11 protein-coding genes are annotated in these 16,614 nt (G+C 48.9%); 5 read left to right on the top strand and 6 right to left on the bottom strand.

Features of this window, described 5'->3' with window-relative positions; genetic code table 11:
- Positions 1-31 precede the first annotated feature (31 nt).
- From ACYU87_RS24460 to ACYU87_RS24445, 4 genes are all read right to left on the bottom strand, one after another.
- On the bottom strand, positions 32-1,780 hold the full coding sequence (locus ACYU87_RS24460) for a RagB/SusD family nutrient uptake outer membrane protein (protein WP_461136640.1): 1,749 nt from the start codon (positions 1,778-1,780) through the stop codon (positions 32-34).
- Between the two features lie 69 nt (positions 1,781-1,849).
- Entirely contained in the window at positions 1,850-5,356 is a 3,507-nt protein-coding gene (locus ACYU87_RS24455) for a TonB-dependent receptor (RefSeq protein ID WP_461136639.1), read from the bottom strand.
- Positions 5,357-5,652: 296 nt separating this feature from the next.
- Positions 5,653-6,777: a FecR family protein gene (locus ACYU87_RS24450; protein ID WP_461136638.1), complete on the bottom strand. Its 1,125-nt coding sequence runs from the start codon at positions 6,775-6,777 to the stop codon at positions 5,653-5,655.
- A 193-nt stretch (positions 6,778-6,970) separates the two neighbouring features.
- The gene (locus ACYU87_RS24445) at positions 6,971-7,564 is read right to left on the bottom strand and encodes an RNA polymerase sigma factor (RefSeq protein WP_461136637.1); all 594 of its coding nucleotides are present in this window, start codon (positions 7,562-7,564) and stop codon (positions 6,971-6,973) included.
- Positions 7,565-7,983: 419 nt separating this feature from the next.
- Here ACYU87_RS24445 and ACYU87_RS24440 point away from each other — a divergent pair, with 419 nt between their 5' ends.
- Complete coding sequence (locus ACYU87_RS24440; RefSeq protein WP_461136636.1) at positions 7,984-9,009, top strand: LacI family DNA-binding transcriptional regulator; 1,026 nt, start codon at positions 7,984-7,986, stop codon at positions 9,007-9,009.
- Between the two features lie 434 nt (positions 9,010-9,443).
- Positions 9,444-10,844, top strand: coding sequence for a serine hydrolase domain-containing protein (locus ACYU87_RS24435; protein ID WP_461136635.1), 1,401 nt, complete (start codon positions 9,444-9,446; stop codon positions 10,842-10,844).
- Between the two features lie 288 nt (positions 10,845-11,132).
- Here the strand turns inward: ACYU87_RS24435 and ACYU87_RS24430 are convergent, their stop codons facing one another.
- The gene (locus tag ACYU87_RS24430) at positions 11,133-12,524 is read right to left on the bottom strand and encodes a DUF4932 domain-containing protein (protein WP_461136634.1); all 1,392 of its coding nucleotides are present in this window, start codon (positions 12,522-12,524) and stop codon (positions 11,133-11,135) included.
- A 411-nt stretch (positions 12,525-12,935) separates the two neighbouring features.
- On the opposite strand from ACYU87_RS24430, the gene ACYU87_RS24425 reads away from it, so the two are divergent.
- On the top strand, positions 12,936-13,778 hold the full coding sequence (locus ACYU87_RS24425) for a DUF3667 domain-containing protein (protein ID WP_461136633.1): 843 nt from the start codon (positions 12,936-12,938) through the stop codon (positions 13,776-13,778).
- A gap of 371 nt (positions 13,779-14,149) precedes the next feature.
- Here ACYU87_RS24425 and ACYU87_RS24420 read toward each other — a convergent pair whose 3' ends face one another.
- Positions 14,150-14,911, bottom strand: coding sequence for a LytR/AlgR family response regulator transcription factor (locus tag ACYU87_RS24420; RefSeq protein WP_461136632.1), 762 nt, complete (start codon positions 14,909-14,911; stop codon positions 14,150-14,152).
- A 134-nt stretch (positions 14,912-15,045) separates the two neighbouring features.
- Between ACYU87_RS24420 and ACYU87_RS24415 the strand changes: the two genes are divergently transcribed.
- Positions 15,046-15,567: a hypothetical protein gene (locus ACYU87_RS24415; protein ID WP_461136631.1), complete on the top strand. Its 522-nt coding sequence runs from the start codon at positions 15,046-15,048 to the stop codon at positions 15,565-15,567.
- Between the two features lie 78 nt (positions 15,568-15,645).
- A complete protein-coding gene (locus ACYU87_RS24410) occupies positions 15,646-16,272 on the top strand; it encodes a CPBP family intramembrane glutamic endopeptidase (protein ID WP_461136630.1) in 627 nt (208 codons plus the stop codon).
- Positions 16,273-16,614: the final 342 nt, after the last annotated feature.

Below are 16,614 nucleotides of genomic sequence, written 5' to 3'. Positions count from 1 at the left end.
GTAGTTAATCAAGCACGGTGGGAAATTACTATTACCAGCCTGGGTTCTGCGTAAGCTGGGGATTCAGCTGAATCTGCTGAGTGGGAATGGGCAACAGATAGTTCTTATCGCTGAAGGAACGGCTACCGTCGATAATGATGTTTCCATCAGCATCTTTAGGCGTGGAGGCCATCGCCGGCCACAACGCCTGGTATTCAGTGCCCGTCCATTTGATACCGATCAATGGTTTCTGCAACTCACTGGCAGCAGCCCACCGTTTCAGATCGTCGACCCGGAAGCCTTCGTAAAACAGTTCTACGTTACGCTCCCGGCGAATTTCGGTACGCATATCCAGCCCGTTGGTCTGTGCGAAAGCGTTGCTCAGCTTCGGCATCGTCTTGTTCACCCGATTGCGAACCAGGTTGAGCGATTTGTCCAGATCGGCGTCGCTGATTGCTCCATTCCGTTCAAACACCGCTTCCGCATAATTAAGCAGAACTTCAGCGTACCGAATTACCGGATAATCATAAGCTTCTTCGTTATCGGCCACGGCCCGCTCCGTAATCCATTTCTGATGCCCGTAGCCACCGAGTCCACCTGTGTACATTTTAAAGGGTGATGCGTAGGCGGTGGCGCGATCAGCCGCCCCGCTGGTCCAGTCGACCCGGGCATTGTTGATGCCAAACCAGTAGTATCCACCCGGCACTTTCAACGTGTATCTCATTCGGTTCTCCCGGTTCTGAAATTCGGACAGCATCGTTGCATACCCTTTAAAGAGCGGTGACTTCTCGATGGGTAACCCATCCTGACACAAGATCAGATTAACAAAATTCTTGGTCGGTGACATTACCTGCGCCTGCCGCGATACGTTCTGGCGAATCTGCCGGAGTGTCCAGTCATAGCGGTTAGCCAGAATGTATTCGTTGTTAGCGCTCTTTGTGAGGTTGGCCGGATTCGATTTCTGGTTCTCCAGAATGAACAGGTACTTCTGCGCCGAATCACCCAGGGCTGCCGGGGCAAACAACTGGTATTGTGCCCCCGTAATGACGGCTCCGCTGGCGGCTACGGAAGCGTCGAGCAGCGTATTGGCGCGGCCGGTATTGTTGCGGAATTTCTGCCAGGTTCCTTCGTAGAGCGTTACCCGACCCAGAAACGACTGGGCGACCTCTTTATTGATTCGACCCTGCTCCGCTGATACGTTCTGCGCTGTCTTGGCGGGTAGTGAGGCAATGGCTTCAGTCAAATCTTTGACAATGAAATCGATCACCTCATCCCGCGTGTTCCGGGGCGCCTGTAGTTCGGGCGCATCGGTTGCCAGCGGTGTCGTGATGATGGGTACACCCCCGAAAATCTGAAGTAAATCAAAGTATACGTATGCCCGGAAAAACTTGGCTTCAGCAACATATTTGGCGATATCAGCCTGATTGCTGTAGGCGCTGGCTTTGCCGAGCATATAGTTGATTGTGCGAATCCGGCTGTAGTTGTTGTTGTAATTGGCATCCGTTGTCGGGACCGTGTTCAGCCCCCGGCTGTAGGCATTTTGACCCGAAGCAAAGTCGCTTTTGAAATCAGAATGGTAGTTCTGCGTGGAGCCATTTACGTCGTAGAGTACGTCGATGAATGACCGCTCATAGGTGTAGAATGTGTTGGCTGCCAGCAAGAAGTCATTGGCGGACTGCCAGTAAGCAGCGTCCGAGAGTTGATCGAGCGGGTCTAAATCCAGGGCTTTATTGCAGCCGTTCTGGGTTAGTGTCAGCGTGCCCGCCAGCAAAATGAGATAAAGTTTCCGTAGGGGTTTCATAGTTTATATTTTTTGGTTCGGGATGGACCGACAACGCTAAAGCGTATCGGCCATCCGGAGGCCAGGTAATTAGAAAGTAAGGTTTACGCCTACGGTGTGCAACCGGAAGAAGGGATAACGGGTAAACGTGTTTTCACTGTTGGCCCGTCCCACGCTGCGGGTTGCTTCAGGGTCCCAGCCGTCGCGGATGTGCGAGATTTCCCAAAGGTCATTCCCCGAGTAATAGATTCGTAGGCGGTCGACTTTGATGCGCTGCGTAATCTTGACCGGCAGCGTATAGCCAACGACCAGATTTTTCAGCCGTACATAGGCCCCGTTTTCCACCGACCAGTCCGAAATCTGGTAGTTGTACGTATTGTATGACGTAGCATTCTGACCTGTTGACAGAATAGGATAGTAGGCATCGGTGTTGGTTGGCGTCCAGGTTTTACCGATCCAGAAATCGGTCTGCCCCTGGAAGATCGATCCAAATGGTACGCGCCAGTTACCTTCCCGGAAGATCGTCCGTTGCCCAACGCCCTGGAAAACAGCCTGTAAGTCAAACCCTTTCCAGTCGGCGCCCAGGTTCAGCGCAAAGCTGTAGCGCGGATCGTCCCGGCCTAAGTATTTCAGATCGCCCGGTACGGTCAGCTTACCATCGCCATTAAGATCCGTAAACATATTATCGCCAATCCGGACGCCGGGCAGGGTCGATGTCGTGATCGGCATACTGATGTTGTTACCGGCAGCGAGTGCCCGGGCGGCCGCTAGTTGTTCCTGGGTCTGGATACGCCCCGCGTATTCAAGCCCGAAGTAAGAACCCAGCGCGTACCCTTCTACAGCCCCATTGAAACCCTGGTTGATGACATTAGCCCCGCCATAACTTAACAGTATATTCTGGTTATCGGTCAGGCTACCGCCAATCCGGTAACCGAACTGCCCGATCCGGTCATTCCAGTTCAAGGCCGCTTCCCATCCCCAGGTTTTCAGGTGACCGATATTGGCAAAGGGTGCTGTTGCTCCCAACGTTGCCGGAAAGGTTTGGCCCAGCAGCATGTTCCGGTTATGTTTCACAAAATAATCGATGCTACCCGACAAACGACGATTCAGGAACGAAAAGTCTAAGCCAAAATTTGTCGTCTCAACCCGTTCCCAGGTACGGTTCAAACTGACCAAGCTGGTCGTTGGGACTACGGTTACCACCGGGCTTGCACCGATGATGGGGAAACCCGCGCTGGTTGCGCCCCCGGTTGCCGCTACATTGAGTAGTTGAACGTAATCATACAGACCAATATTACTTTGGTTACCAACCGTTCCATAGGAGGCCCGAAGTTTCAGGTCGTTCAGGAACGTCAGATTTTTCATGAAAGTCTCCTGTGAAATACGCCAGCCGCCCGATACCCCGTAGAAGAACTTCCAGCGGTTTGCCGCATCGAACTTCGACGAACCATCGTAACGGGTATTCACTTCAAGCAGGTATTTTTGTTGGTAGGCGTAGTTGAAGCGCCCGAAATAAGAGCCGATGGCGTAGTGATTCTGCCGCTCATCAACGCTTTTAGTCGTCGCATCGCCAATGCCCAGGTTCAGCGAAGGCACGTTATCATTAGCTACGTAGCTGGTACGGGCCTGATACCAGTTGTACTCATCCCGCTCGTAGTTTGTGCCGACGGTTACGCTGAGATCATGATCTTGTCCAAACGTTTTGGCGTAGTTCAGATAGGCATTGAGTGTCGTATAGGCGTCCTTATCCAACCGGCGCCGGTAGGCCGAGTTTTGCCGGGTTGGGTTATCAGCCGCCTGGATAGTGCCCAGGTAGTTGTACCAGGAAATCACTTTTTGCTGTTCTTTAACATCCGTTGCCGTCCAGTTATAACCGGCCTGACCAACCAGGCTCAGGTTCTTGCTCAACTGATAGCTAAGTCGGAAGTTAGTAAACACCCGGTTGTTGTATTCCTTGTTCTCTCCCCCGAGTTCGGCCTGCCAGTTTGGGCTATACTGCGTTCCCCAGGCGTAGGGCTTCCCATCGATGGTCGACACGGGAAAACCGGGTTGCTGGTATTGCCCCATTACGGAGCTGATCAGCGTAGGCTGAATGATGTCGTTTTTTTCGAGTGAAATGTTCGTTTCCAGCTTCAACTTGTTGGTAAACTGGTAGTCGTGGGTCAGGCGGATGTTGTACCGGCTATTGGAGTTTTGCCCCCATTGCAGCATACTGCCGTCATTCAGATAACCGAGCGATACCCGGTAACCAGACCGTTCGTTACGCCCCGATATGCTTAGGCTGTGTTGCGTCGAGGTCGCCTTGCCCCACAGAATGTCGACCCAGTTGGTATTGAAAAACGTCTGATCTTTCACGTCGCCAAAACCGGGGTTGAGCGGATTGTTGGCGGGCGAAACCGTTCCGTTGTTTGTGTAGTCGATGTAACCCGAAGCCGGTGGATTGAGCATCATCTGACCAAATTTATACCAGAGAAACGTTGTCGGTGGTGTGCCGTAGAAATCATTCGTTGTTCCATCCACAAGGCCCTGTCCAAACTGTTGACCGTTAATCAGATGAGGCTGTAAACCCAGTACCTTCTGCGACACAGAGCCGTCGTACTGAATGGTGGTTTTGCCGGTTTTGGCTCGTTTGGTGGTTACCAACACGACACCTCCTGCCGCTCGGGCTCCGTAGATAGCGGCCGAGGCATCTTTCAGAAACGACATATTCTCAATATCGTTTGGATTGATCGAGTTCAGGGCTGCCTGACTACTGACCGCCACGCCATCGATCAAAATCAGCGGTTCAGTGCTGTTGGTTGAGGTCGCCCCCCGAATTTGAAAGTTCCAGCTGGCCCGGCCCGGAGCGGCCGAGGTACGGGTAACGACAACACCTGGCACCTGACCCTGCAACGCCGATAGTGGGTTATCGACAACCCCTCTGTCCTGAAATACTTTGTTATCGATGGTAGCAATCGAGCCGCTCAGCGTGGCCCGTTTCTGAGTACCGTAGCCGACCACGACCACTTCGTCCAGTCCACGCGCTTCGCCTTTCAGTTGAACATTCAGGGTAGTCAATTTGCCGACGACAATCTCCTGCCGTTCGTAGCCGACGAATGAGAAAACCAATACGGCATTGTCGTCTGGAATGGAGATCGAGTATTTCCCGGCGGCATCGGTGGTTGTGCCGCGCGTCGTACTTTTGATCGCTACGGTAACGCCGGGCAGGGGCTGATTCTTTTCATCGGTTACGGTTCCCGAAATAGTCTGATCGGCAGCCGCTGCCACTGTGGCTCTCTCCGGTAATAGCGTCGTGGTCTGGCTGGTGCTGTTGTTTCGCAGAATGATCTGTGAGCCAACCACTTCATAACTAAGCTGAAGCGGAGTCAGCAGCGAATTCAGGACGGACGACAGCGGCTGGTTCTGTACCGACAGATTCACCTTCCGCTCCGAACGGATAACCTGCGGGCTGTAGATAAACCGTACCGAGGCTTGTTTGGCAATCTGTTTGATAGCCTGTTCAATCCGCTGATTTTCAATTGTAATGGATATAGGCCGATTCAGCAATTCCTGGCCTTTCCCGTCCAGGGCCAGGACCAGACTGGAGAGCCAGGTCATTAGAAGGATCTGGTAACAGGCTATTCGCATGATTTTAGTGAAAATCACTCGTGGTTTCGTATTGATTCGCATAGATATAAATAAAGAAACTCGTTTACGTTTGGCACAAAAAATTCCCTTACCCAATAACCTTGGGTGAATAGCAGAGTACGTAGTTGGGGGGGAGTCGCGTTCAGGCACTCATGGCCTTACGGTTTCGAAGAGCTGACTACATGGACTGTAGCCGAAGGTTGGGTGGGTTCATACGCATTATGCAAGTTTAGGTTAGAAAAAACCAGGCTACTGGACGGGACGCTTCATCGACATCCTTTGCTGTGAATAACGATCTGGGCATCGATCACCTCGTACGTTGAATTGGTGGCTCGGCAAATCAGGTCGAGTTTCTCGAACAACGACTCTGCACCAAACTCCGCCGTCAGTTCACAACCGGTCAGCAGGTCAACATCATAATTGATGACAATTCCGTAGGCAGTTTCCAGCTTTTTAAAAACCGATACGACCGGGGTGTGCTCGAAAGCAAGTACTTGAGGCTCTCCTGCCGGACTGGTTATTGGTTCGGGTAACGCGACCAGCGAACGCTCTAACAAACGGTCGTTGGCCTGAAAGGTAGCCTGCTGATTGGGCGTGAGAATAATGGCCGGTTCGCTACCCCCCAGATCCCCGAGCTCTCCACCGGGCGGGGTCTTAAAAACCGACACTTTCCCCGTCCGAACAATGACCTTTGCTTCTTTGTCATCCGGATAAGCGCGAACGGTGAAACTAGTACCCAAAACCTGGGTAGTCAGTTGGCTGGTATAGACCATAAATGGTTGTTTAGGCCGACGGACTACGTCAAAGAAAGCTTCACCAACCAGAAAAACCTCGCGTTGGCGAGCAGTGAACGTTCGCGGAAAGCTGACCCGGCTTCCTTTGTAGAGCGTAACTCTACTCCCGTCGGGTAGGCGAACCAACTGGCTGGCATTGGTCGTATTCTGTATTTCCTGTAAGGTTCCGGCTTGCTGCTCAACCTTGTGTTGATAAACGGCGAGGGGCGTAGTAGGCGTACGCCAATAGAAAAAAGCCAGTGTACCTAGCCCAACAACCAGCGTGATAGCCGCTGCGATCCGTGCCCAACTTATAAAATGAGCCGGTGGTTGTTGCGGTTGCAGCGGTTGTAATTCATTCAGATCCTGTGCTTTCTGCCGGTTTACACGGATACGGGCGACCTCACTGGCTAACTCCTCGTCCGATAACTCTTCCTGCGCCTGCTGCATCTGACTCACAAACTGGCGGGCAGCCAGCACCAGATCCACTTTATCGGGATTTATCTGAAGCCACTCATTCCAGAAGACTTGATCGGCAGGCGCGTTTTTCAGCACCCATTGCTGAAACCGGTCGTCGAGTATAAATTCGTCAAAGGTGTAGGTCGTATAATCGGGCATAGAAGCGTTTGGCGTTTTCTCCCTTCATAAGGAAGTAGACCACACCTGTTAGGGTATACTCTATTTTATAAACTTTTTTTTGTTTTCTTGGAGCAAAGCTTGATTTATATACTTACCCCGAAACGAATAATTCCAGTCTTCCCCACTTACATAAGTGGGGAAGACTGGAATTATTCGTTGGCTAATTCTCCAATTAGGAGAATAGGCGAACAGGCAGGATGGTTCTTAGTTGTGTCATGGCTCGGTAGAGGAAATTAGCGACCGTTTGTTTTTCAATATCCATCACCTGGGCTATGTCATCATTAGTAAGACCTTCGTAAAATTTTAGAAACACAACTTCCTGTTGCCGCTTGGGTAACTGATCGACTGCCTGCCGGAGACTTTGCTCGGTTGATACCAACATTTCTTCGGCAATCCACTTGTGGTCAGCGGTTAGTTCGTTGGTGGCAACGGTTTCCCATTCTAAGGTTTCGTCAGAAGTAAATGGGCGGGCGGTTTCACGGCGTATCCGACGGAATAAATTGTTGCGAAACGCCTTGATCAGGTAGATCGTCACATAAGGCGTTTCGACAATAGCGGTCCGCCGATTCCAAAGTTCTAGAAACAAGTCCTGGATACAGTCTTTTATCAAATCACGGTCTTTGGTAAACCGGGTAGCATAGTTAAACAGCACTCTGTACCGAGCCTGAACCAGCTGATCAAAAGCCTTCTCGTCATCCGCTTTAAATCGAATCCAAAGCTGGGCCATTCGTTGTTCATCTGCAGGAACTGACGGTGAACTTGTCATAGGTGGTTGATCTAAAAATAGTAAACAGCAATTGTCTATTTATACCGCAATTTGTGCATGCCAATGTCAACTCCTTCTGGCACACTTAACCCTATCCGTTTTTCACAATAAAATACAATTTCAGCCAGTGCTTTAGTAGAGGTATTCTCTACCTGACTATTACTCATTGTATTATCTAACTGGATATATTCTACTAAAATACTTCATAAGTACAATATGTCAAGTGAAAATAGGCTTTAGCGAAGCCATGATGAATTATTATTTTATGCAAACGTTTCCGGAAACGTTTGCATAATGTGATTATGCCTAAATATTTTTAAATTTTTCTAGTTACAATTGCCATACTCAATCTTTCTGTGGTTACAGGATTAACAAACCAAATTATAAAATATATTCTATTTTTTGTTTACTCATTCACGATGAAAAACGCACCGGTCACTATCAAAGACATTGCTCGTAAACTGAACATATCGATTTCAACTGTTTCACGGGCATTACGCGACATGCCGGAAATACATCCTGATACGCGCAAGGCTGTTGTACGATTGGCGAAGGAGCTGGACTACCAGCCGAACCAGTTGGCTAAAAATCTAGTGAAAAGCCGCACCAAGACGATTGGTATTATCTTCCCTAACCTATCCTACCACTTTTTCTCGGCGATGCTTAACAACCTGGAAGAAGCTTTTATGCAGGCGGGGTACAGTGTCCTGGTGGCCCAGACCAATGAGTCATACGTTCGGGAAACCATCAGCATTCAAAATCTCCTGCGTAGCCAGGTCGAGGGCATTATTCTTTCGCTTTCCCGGGATACCGCCGATGTTGAGCACGTTGAGCGATTAGTCAAAAAAGGACTACCGATCGTACTGGTTGACCGTACAGCCGATATTGCATCGGTGTCTAAAGTAATGATCAACAATCAGATGGCTGCTTTCAAAGCTACTGAACATTTGATTGAGCAAGGTTGTCGCCGGATTGGCTTTCTAGCGGGTCCACCCCAATTATCGTTGACTACTCAACGAGTAGAGGGGTACTTAGCAGCCGCTGCCCAGTATAACGTTACGGCTGGCGATCACTACATTCGTTACTGCGACTACACCAATGAAAATACAATCCTACAAACGTTGTCGCTGATGAGTTTGCCCAATCCCCCCGATGGAATCGTTGCCATCAGTGATCGAATTGCTTATCCAGCGCTATATGCGATGCAGCAAAAAGGGCTGGTCATTCCCAGGGACGTAGCGGTTATCAGTTTTAATAATGAACCCGTTTCTGCTTATTTTTCACCGACACTAAGTAGTATCAATCAACCCATTGCAGAAATGGCGACGGAAACGGTCCGATTGTTATTACGTCAGCTTGAAAGTCCTGAATCATTGTGTAGTGAGACTAGGATGTTTGATACCCAACTTATCGTTCGTGAATCATCGCTTCGGAACAAATTGTAAGTGTAAAGGGGCGTTTTATGTGATAGTAAAAATGCGTCCTTAGGCAGGTCAAAACACCTTTCGTCCGGATTTTAGCTGATCGTATTGCTAGAATGATCACCGTTTGAATTAACGTTGTTCTGACCGGATAAAATAGCACATGTTGTTTTCAAATGCCCTTATTCCCTTCGTTAATTTACGTATGGGTGATCATACAACAAAATACTGAGTAGCCTTGTATAGCACCCTTATCTGAACCAACCCTTACTGACCCTCCTCCCAGGTTTATGATAAAACTATTGTTGCGTTATCAGGCCCTCCTTTTCGCCCTCATCACGATGGCCTTGATAGACAGTTGCCGAAAAAAAGTAGATCCCCTACCCTCTAGTACTCTCGCCCTACTCGATTCAGTGCAATTGATCTACAATCAAGATTTGACCGCTACTTCCTGCCGAATGACTTCCTTACTGGTTTCAGCCGGCAACCAAGCGGTCGTCACCATTGGTCACTTATGCTCAATAACCAATCCCAAGCCAACGCTAACCGACAACGATGCTTTCTCGGCAGCCGATGTGCGAGTAGGAACACTGCCTTACCGATTTACTACGGTTGTTTCAGCCTTGCAACCAGCAACCCACTGTTATGCCCGGGCTTACGTAACTAATTCCGTCGGCACATCGTACGGGCCCACGATTCAATTTAGCACGTTTGCTAAGCAGAAAACCGTCTATGCTACGTTGGCTAAACTTCTAGACGATTCCTTGCGGCCAAAAGATGTTGGCTATGCCTTCACGATTTATCAAGGAGCAACCCTACTGGCGAGTGGGGCAGGTGGGCTGGCCTCCCGCTCAACGGAGCCTGAGGGGAATACCAACTACACGATTGACACCAAAATGCATGTGGCTAGTATTAGTAAAACGATCACCGCGTTCACCCTGGTTGCTCTAGCCGCTCAGAAAGGGCTTAGTCTATCGGCTCCCATTGCCCCATATTTACCCAAAAATTGGCCGCAAGGACCTAATGTGAGTCGGATTACCTTCAACGATCTGTTGACTCACCAAAGTGGGATCAGTAGCTCAGGTTCAAATTGCCAGGCAGGACCGGTGGCCGAAAACGAGTATGCATTCCTGAAGCAAACGATCGCACAAGGCGTAAGGGCGTATGGGCAATACTGCTATCAAAATACCAACTATGCTTTACTGCGGGTGTTGATTCCGGCCATAATGGGGTACCGCTTCTTAGCAGACGATCCGATCGATACTGAAAACACCAGTAGTCTGTATCGTCAAGCCGTTAACGCACTAATCTTTGAGCCGGTTGGGCTAGCACGTATAAGCGTCAAACAGCCGCTGGGTCAGCCTACCTATTTGTACAGCTACCCCTACCGAAGCAGCCGAGGCTACTTGACGGGTGACTTCTCGGGCACGGTAGGGGCAATAGGCTGGTACTTGACAGCCGCTGAAACAGGCAAGCTCATGGCGACGGTGCTCTCTTCGGCCGATCAATCGGTTTTGGCCTCCGCCTCGAAAGCAATACTATTGGAAAATCGGCTGGGTTGTTTTGCTGGCCTGCTGGGTGATCAAACAACGGTTTATTATCATGATGGCTGGCAGTGGGAACCCGATCCAAGCCTTTTGGGGACTTATCGAGGCTTGCGCACGGTGTGGATGAAGTACCCGGATGAGGTGACAATCGTCATATTTACGAACGCGTTGAATGGCAATCGACTTTTTCCGTCTACTACCGGTTTAGATATCGTCGACTATGTAAATCGCGCTTATAATCGGGCGAGGCAAATTCAAAATGGGCGAACAGCGTACGCTTCTCTTCAACTGGAGCATGCAGGTCCCCATTGACTCATTTCATTCACGTTACCTTAAGGGTTTTTATATTGGCTTTACATAGTACCACTTACACTATAAATCGTATGGTACTAATGGCGTTGGACAGATTTTAAAATATCACTGTCTGGCAGTTCGCTCCCACCTGAGACGATGATAGATTGGCGTACCCGTATTCGGGCATTTCCTGTTACACTACCTTTTCTTCTATGGTAAGAAGTCCGAAAAGGATTTTCCCCAAACGTTGATCCTGACTAGTTTGGATAGCCGGTAGTTTATCTAAACATAAGGCGACTGATCTTCTTACTCAACTCGCTTTGCCCAGGCTAACAGAGGTATATATAAATCTGCGACGGTCTGAGTGGGGCCTTTGGCTTTATAAAGCCGTTGTAGTTCATTTAGAAAGGCCTCGATTCGGTAAAAACCACGCTGATCAGCATTCAACTTGATCCGATCAGCGCGTACTAGCTGGTAGACATCAGCGGAATAGCGGTCGTTGATGTACAGGAGATGTAGACTATGAGTCATGTACTCATTAAACACATCATACGCACTGCCATAATGATCCGAATCACCTTTTCGGGTCCATTTCTGGCGGTCATTGAAGGCTTCGTTGATCGCTGTCAGGTGCTTGTCGCTGGTAGGATTCACAAAGTTATGATCAATCTCGGTGAAGACGATGCCTGAATACAGACCCTCAATTTGAGCGTCCGAATACGTTTTGTGATCATATCCTTTGGCGTCACAAATAAACATTAAGCACTCTTGATAGTCTTGATCCGTAAATTTCTGGGTGGCGTGATCCCCACTAATCAAGGGTGAAAAAATAACTTTCTGGCCATTGTAGACAATACCCGGAAATTGGCTTTCCAGCCAGGTCTGCATTTGTTTAACCGGTAGGAGTCGTCTTACAGTAGCAATGTCTTGCTGATAAAACGGTTGATTGGCCTGGTAGAACTGTCGAAAGCCGGATTGTTGGACGAAATCAGCCCACTGATCGGCATGTTCGGCCATGTCGTTCACCCCCGGCCACATGGCCGCATAGATGCCTACTTGAGTCGGCATGCCTTGCGGATTCAAGGCCATGATGTAGGCGTTTTGACGGACACCATTATAGAAATTATTACCCCCCGTTTTAAGCTGTTGATTCAGTCGTAGGATCAGCGGGTGCTTGGTGACGGGAGCAAAATAGTGCTGCACTCGTGAAAAGTAGTCTCCAGACTGCTCGATCATATTGGGGTCTTTCTGTCCGACTTCGGTTAAGGCCATGGCGATATTGGCCAACTCGAAGGTTTCGGGAATTTCGCAGGTCACCTTCCCCTGAAACTGCTGTTGATAGTCAGCCGAGAAGTGAGCGGATATGTCACCCAAAAAACGGATTTGGATGTATTTCGTAAGCGAACCACTGGTTAGCGCAATTCGCTGGGTAAGCACTTTTCCATTACGATGACCAACGGTGATTTGTTGGTCTCCTGTGGCTAATACAAAGGAGATGCGTTTTCCTTCGTATTTCTGGGGTGAATTGAAGTTTTGGACCGAGTCCATTGTTGAGAAGTGAAGCACATCGGTCAGCTTGAACGCTTCGACCTTGTATCGAAGGGTATCACCCTGAACTTGCAGCCGATGGGTAATGGGCACTTGTGCGAGGGAGGATTGGGAAATAGCCAACAGGCTGCTGATCAACGCGATTTTCATAAAGTCCACTATTACATTAAGCTTGGGTTAGACGAACTAGCTACGGCTATTAGAATATATATAGGGGATGAATCTACCTATTGGCTTGTTGGTTGTGTTGCTTGGATAGTTTATCCCAATTTAATATTCTCAAAATACGCTCCTGCATGAGACGATGGTATCTTCATGTATCTGCTGCAAGAAATGGGGAATTAATGGAACAATATTCTTTCCTGAGTTAACACAATTATTACAAGCTATTTCAGAGTTATACAGTATAAAATGCTCGTTTACTCCGTTGAAGGCCCCGGGCTAATTTTATACTGGTTGGAGCGGGGCTTTTCGAGGAGGTCAGGGCAGGCAGAATTTTAGGAAATTTGAGCCAGTTTGTGCGGAAATTGTCTGTATTTTTGAGAATATCCGCGAACCGTAATGACGACTCCCTCCCTTATTGTTGAACAGCACCTGCACCCGACCGATGAACAGGTGACATGTCTGAATTGTGATCATGCGTATGCTGGTCAGTATTGTAATAAATGCGGTCAACAGGCCGAAACCCATCGGGTTGACTGGCGCTATCTCTGGCACGAAATCGCTGAAAGTCTTTGGGGCGTAGACCGGGGGATTCTCTTCACCCTGCGCGAACTACTCGTGCGGCCGGGCTACTCGATCCGCGAGTTTCTGGCGGGTAGGCGGGTCAATCATTACCGACCGCTGGCCCTGCTGCTCATGCTGGCGGCTATTTATGTGTTTGTTTCGCAGGGCCTGCACGTCGACTTCATGAAAACAGGCCAGGGGATGTATGATACCGCAAGATTTAAAGATGATTCACCAGCTCACATAAAGCAAAAGGAAATACTGACCAGTTACCTGCAGTTTATTGATGATAACCAGCAGTTCAGCGATCTGGCAATGGTGCCATTTGTTGCCTTCTGGTGCTGGTTACTGTTTCGGCGTATCGGCTATAACTACCCCGAACAATTAGTTGCCCAAACATTCATCGCCAATTTCAATCTGTTGTTCTCCTTAGTTATACTGCTTGCCTATTGGGCACTGGGGGACTCCAGCAACGTAATTTCCGGTATTATGGGGGCCAGCTTACTGATTCAGCTAGCCTACATTGTCTTTGCCTATGTGCAGCTTTTTGAAGGCAAACTAAAAACCGTTCAGCATTGCGATCCGCTCCGTAAGCGCTTATTTGCTAGGTTATGCCAGCTTTATACTCTTTACTGGACTTATTGTGCTTACGTACACTATCGTCATGATGATCAATAGTGAACCCACTAAAGCATTACCTAAAAAGGCCGTTCCCGCAACGAGTCAGCATGTTCACTCTTAATCGTTAATCAATACCACAACCGCTGGTCGAGGGGTGGTGAAAAAAGTGATTGGCAAAGAGAACAAAGCTAGCGTAAACGTTATACGGGAATCCTGTAAATGCATTGACTGCAAGCCGTGTTAACTAGCTGACGAAACGTAGTGATTTTCTCCCAAAGCTAGGGCGATAAAGAGTCGTTTTGGGAATGGTTGTAACGGTCCTTACAGTTCGCCGTTCGCTTCCGAGTGTTCTAAAAGTAAAACGCTACTTTTTTAGTGTTTACTCGCTTACTGATCAGGCATCCTAAACCCCTGAAGTCAGCACCTTATCATTGGTTCAGTAATACAGGCTGCCTGAGACGATCCAAAACGTGCTGCTTGTAGGTACGGCCAATTCGTAGTCGATACGTGTCTACTAGTAGCTCATCGCCTTGCTGGCTGAGCACATGATGCCGATTAATGAAGTGGGAGCGGCTGATGCGTAAAAAATAGCTCGGCAGTTGCTCCCCAGCCTGCTTCATCGTTAATCGACTCACCAAACTCGTTTGTCGCGTAACGATGCGTACGTAGTTTTCCAGGCTCTCTACATAGATAATATCCTGAGGGGGCACATCCTGCCAATGCCCATCGACCAAAACACGAAACGGCAATGAACCCGATAACGCAGACGACTCCCCTGGCGCGTTAGCCTGGGCTTCTGTCGATTCGCTGACTTGCCGATAGAGTTTATATACCCCTAAACCAGTCAGCGTAAACACATAGTATTTCACCAAAAGAGGAACTGGCCAGGCCTGATTGTATAAATAATGCAGAATCAGACTCAGCCCCAGACCACCGACGACCATAGACAGCAAGACCCAGCCTGCATATTCGCGTCGTTTGTTTTGCTCAAATAGCCGTTCAAACAGAATCCGGTTATGAAACACCAACCAGCAGTAGAGCAATCCTAAAAAGAAATAGGGTGTCAGTTTGGACCAGCCCGGACGCAACGCCAGGGCGTGCATGTCTGGCAAATAGGTCGCCAGCATCAGGCCGAGCAGTGCTATGCCATTACGAATCCAGAAATGCTTGGTCCAACGGAGTTGGCTCATCGTTTTTCTTGTAAAGATACAGGCGTGACCAATGCACTTGGTCACTGGCCAATGCACTTGACCACATTTGGCTTGACAGTAAGCGAGATAGGGCCAGACATTTGAGCCGGGTTCTTTGTCAAGCCCGTTTTCTCATGGTTCGTCTGTTCTCCTGTCGCCATCGCTTATTTACCTGCTTCGTCAGTACGTGTCTACCTCTTTTGTGGGTGGCCGTATGCTGGCCCATCACGTCGGTTCGTGCCCAAAGCCAACTTGGCCACCAGGCACCTGACTTCACACTCATTGACCAGTTCGGTCATCAAACGACACTCCACTTTCCCCAGCCGACACATGTAGCGATTCTGTTTAGTGATCGCCATAGCCGTTCGCTGGCCGGTCCCTGGGCAGAAGCCCTGACAACAACCTCCGTGCCCCTTCGTACGATGACCGTTGCCTGTATCGGGTGGATACCAACGGTGCTGCAACCTGTGCTTCGCAAAGCGTTCAGCCAATCCAAACCGGTGCTGCTGGACTGGAATGATACCATTTCCCGGCGATATGGTTACGCAGGTGGGTTTCTTCTGGTACTGATCACACCCGCAGGGCGAATTATTGCCACCGAAAATACCGCCTATTCACCAGCACGCCTGCCAGCCTTGATTGGCTTGCTGCCCTGATAATATCATCGTTTTCACCACTCATCATTCGCTCACTTTATGCTACCACCTACTATCAAATCGCTACGTCCTCTGTTGATGACGCTACTTATTGTGCTGATTACCACACGCGTCGGCATCGAACTGAGTATGCATCTGTTACCGATGCATCTTTCCTGGATTATGGCTTTTGGCGTCTACTATTTGAGTATAGAAGCTGCGCTTTGGTTTCTTAAGATAAAAAGTGGTCTGTCGAGACCTCGGTACACGTGGTCCTTGAAGCCCTTGCCAGCCTTGAAGCCGCTGCTTGTCGGACTGGTGCTGCCGGCGCTACTGCCTTTGGGTGTCTTTGTCGCTAATTACGAGCGTGTCCCTGCCACTACTTTTGCTTACATCGTTGTTTTTGCGGCTATCAATCCCTTTTTTGAGGAAGTATTCTGGCGTGGGGTGTTGAATCAGTTACCCATCAGTGGGGTAAAGCGACAGGTAACGTCGGCTTTACTGTTTAGCTTTTCTCACTATTTTCTGTGGGGTTCCTATTGGTTATCGAACCCCAAAGTGCTGATTCCTACCTGTCTGACTACCTTTATCATGGGTTGGTGCTGGATGTGGTTTTATCAGCGAGACGGTCGTTTGCTATACCCTGTTTTGTCGCACATGGCCGTCGACATTTTCAATCTATCCATTGCCGTATTTATGGGCATTGATCTGGTGGGCGCACGATAAATAGTCTTTTATAATCGAATTGGATACGCCTTGGCATGACTAATCTTACAAATCGCTCCCGACTGAGAAGTCGTGTTTCAATAATTGCTGAATTATTGAAACACGACTTCTCAGAATTGCCTAGAAAACGTCAACTTACTAACCTCGTTTTCTGTCGTACAGCTGTAAGACAGGGCTTGTTTTTGTCTTACAGTTTGTAGTACTTAACATATAAGCACTTATACAACACTTTCATACAATGAAAATTTTATTTGTATTATCTATCGTCCTGATTTTGATGACAGGCTGCAATAGGGAAACAACTTCAGTCCAACCACAGACTACCACATCAACTAGCTTGAC

Source organism: Spirosoma lituiforme (assembly GCF_054776635.1).
This window is presented reverse-complemented; position numbering and strand designations above follow the sequence as displayed.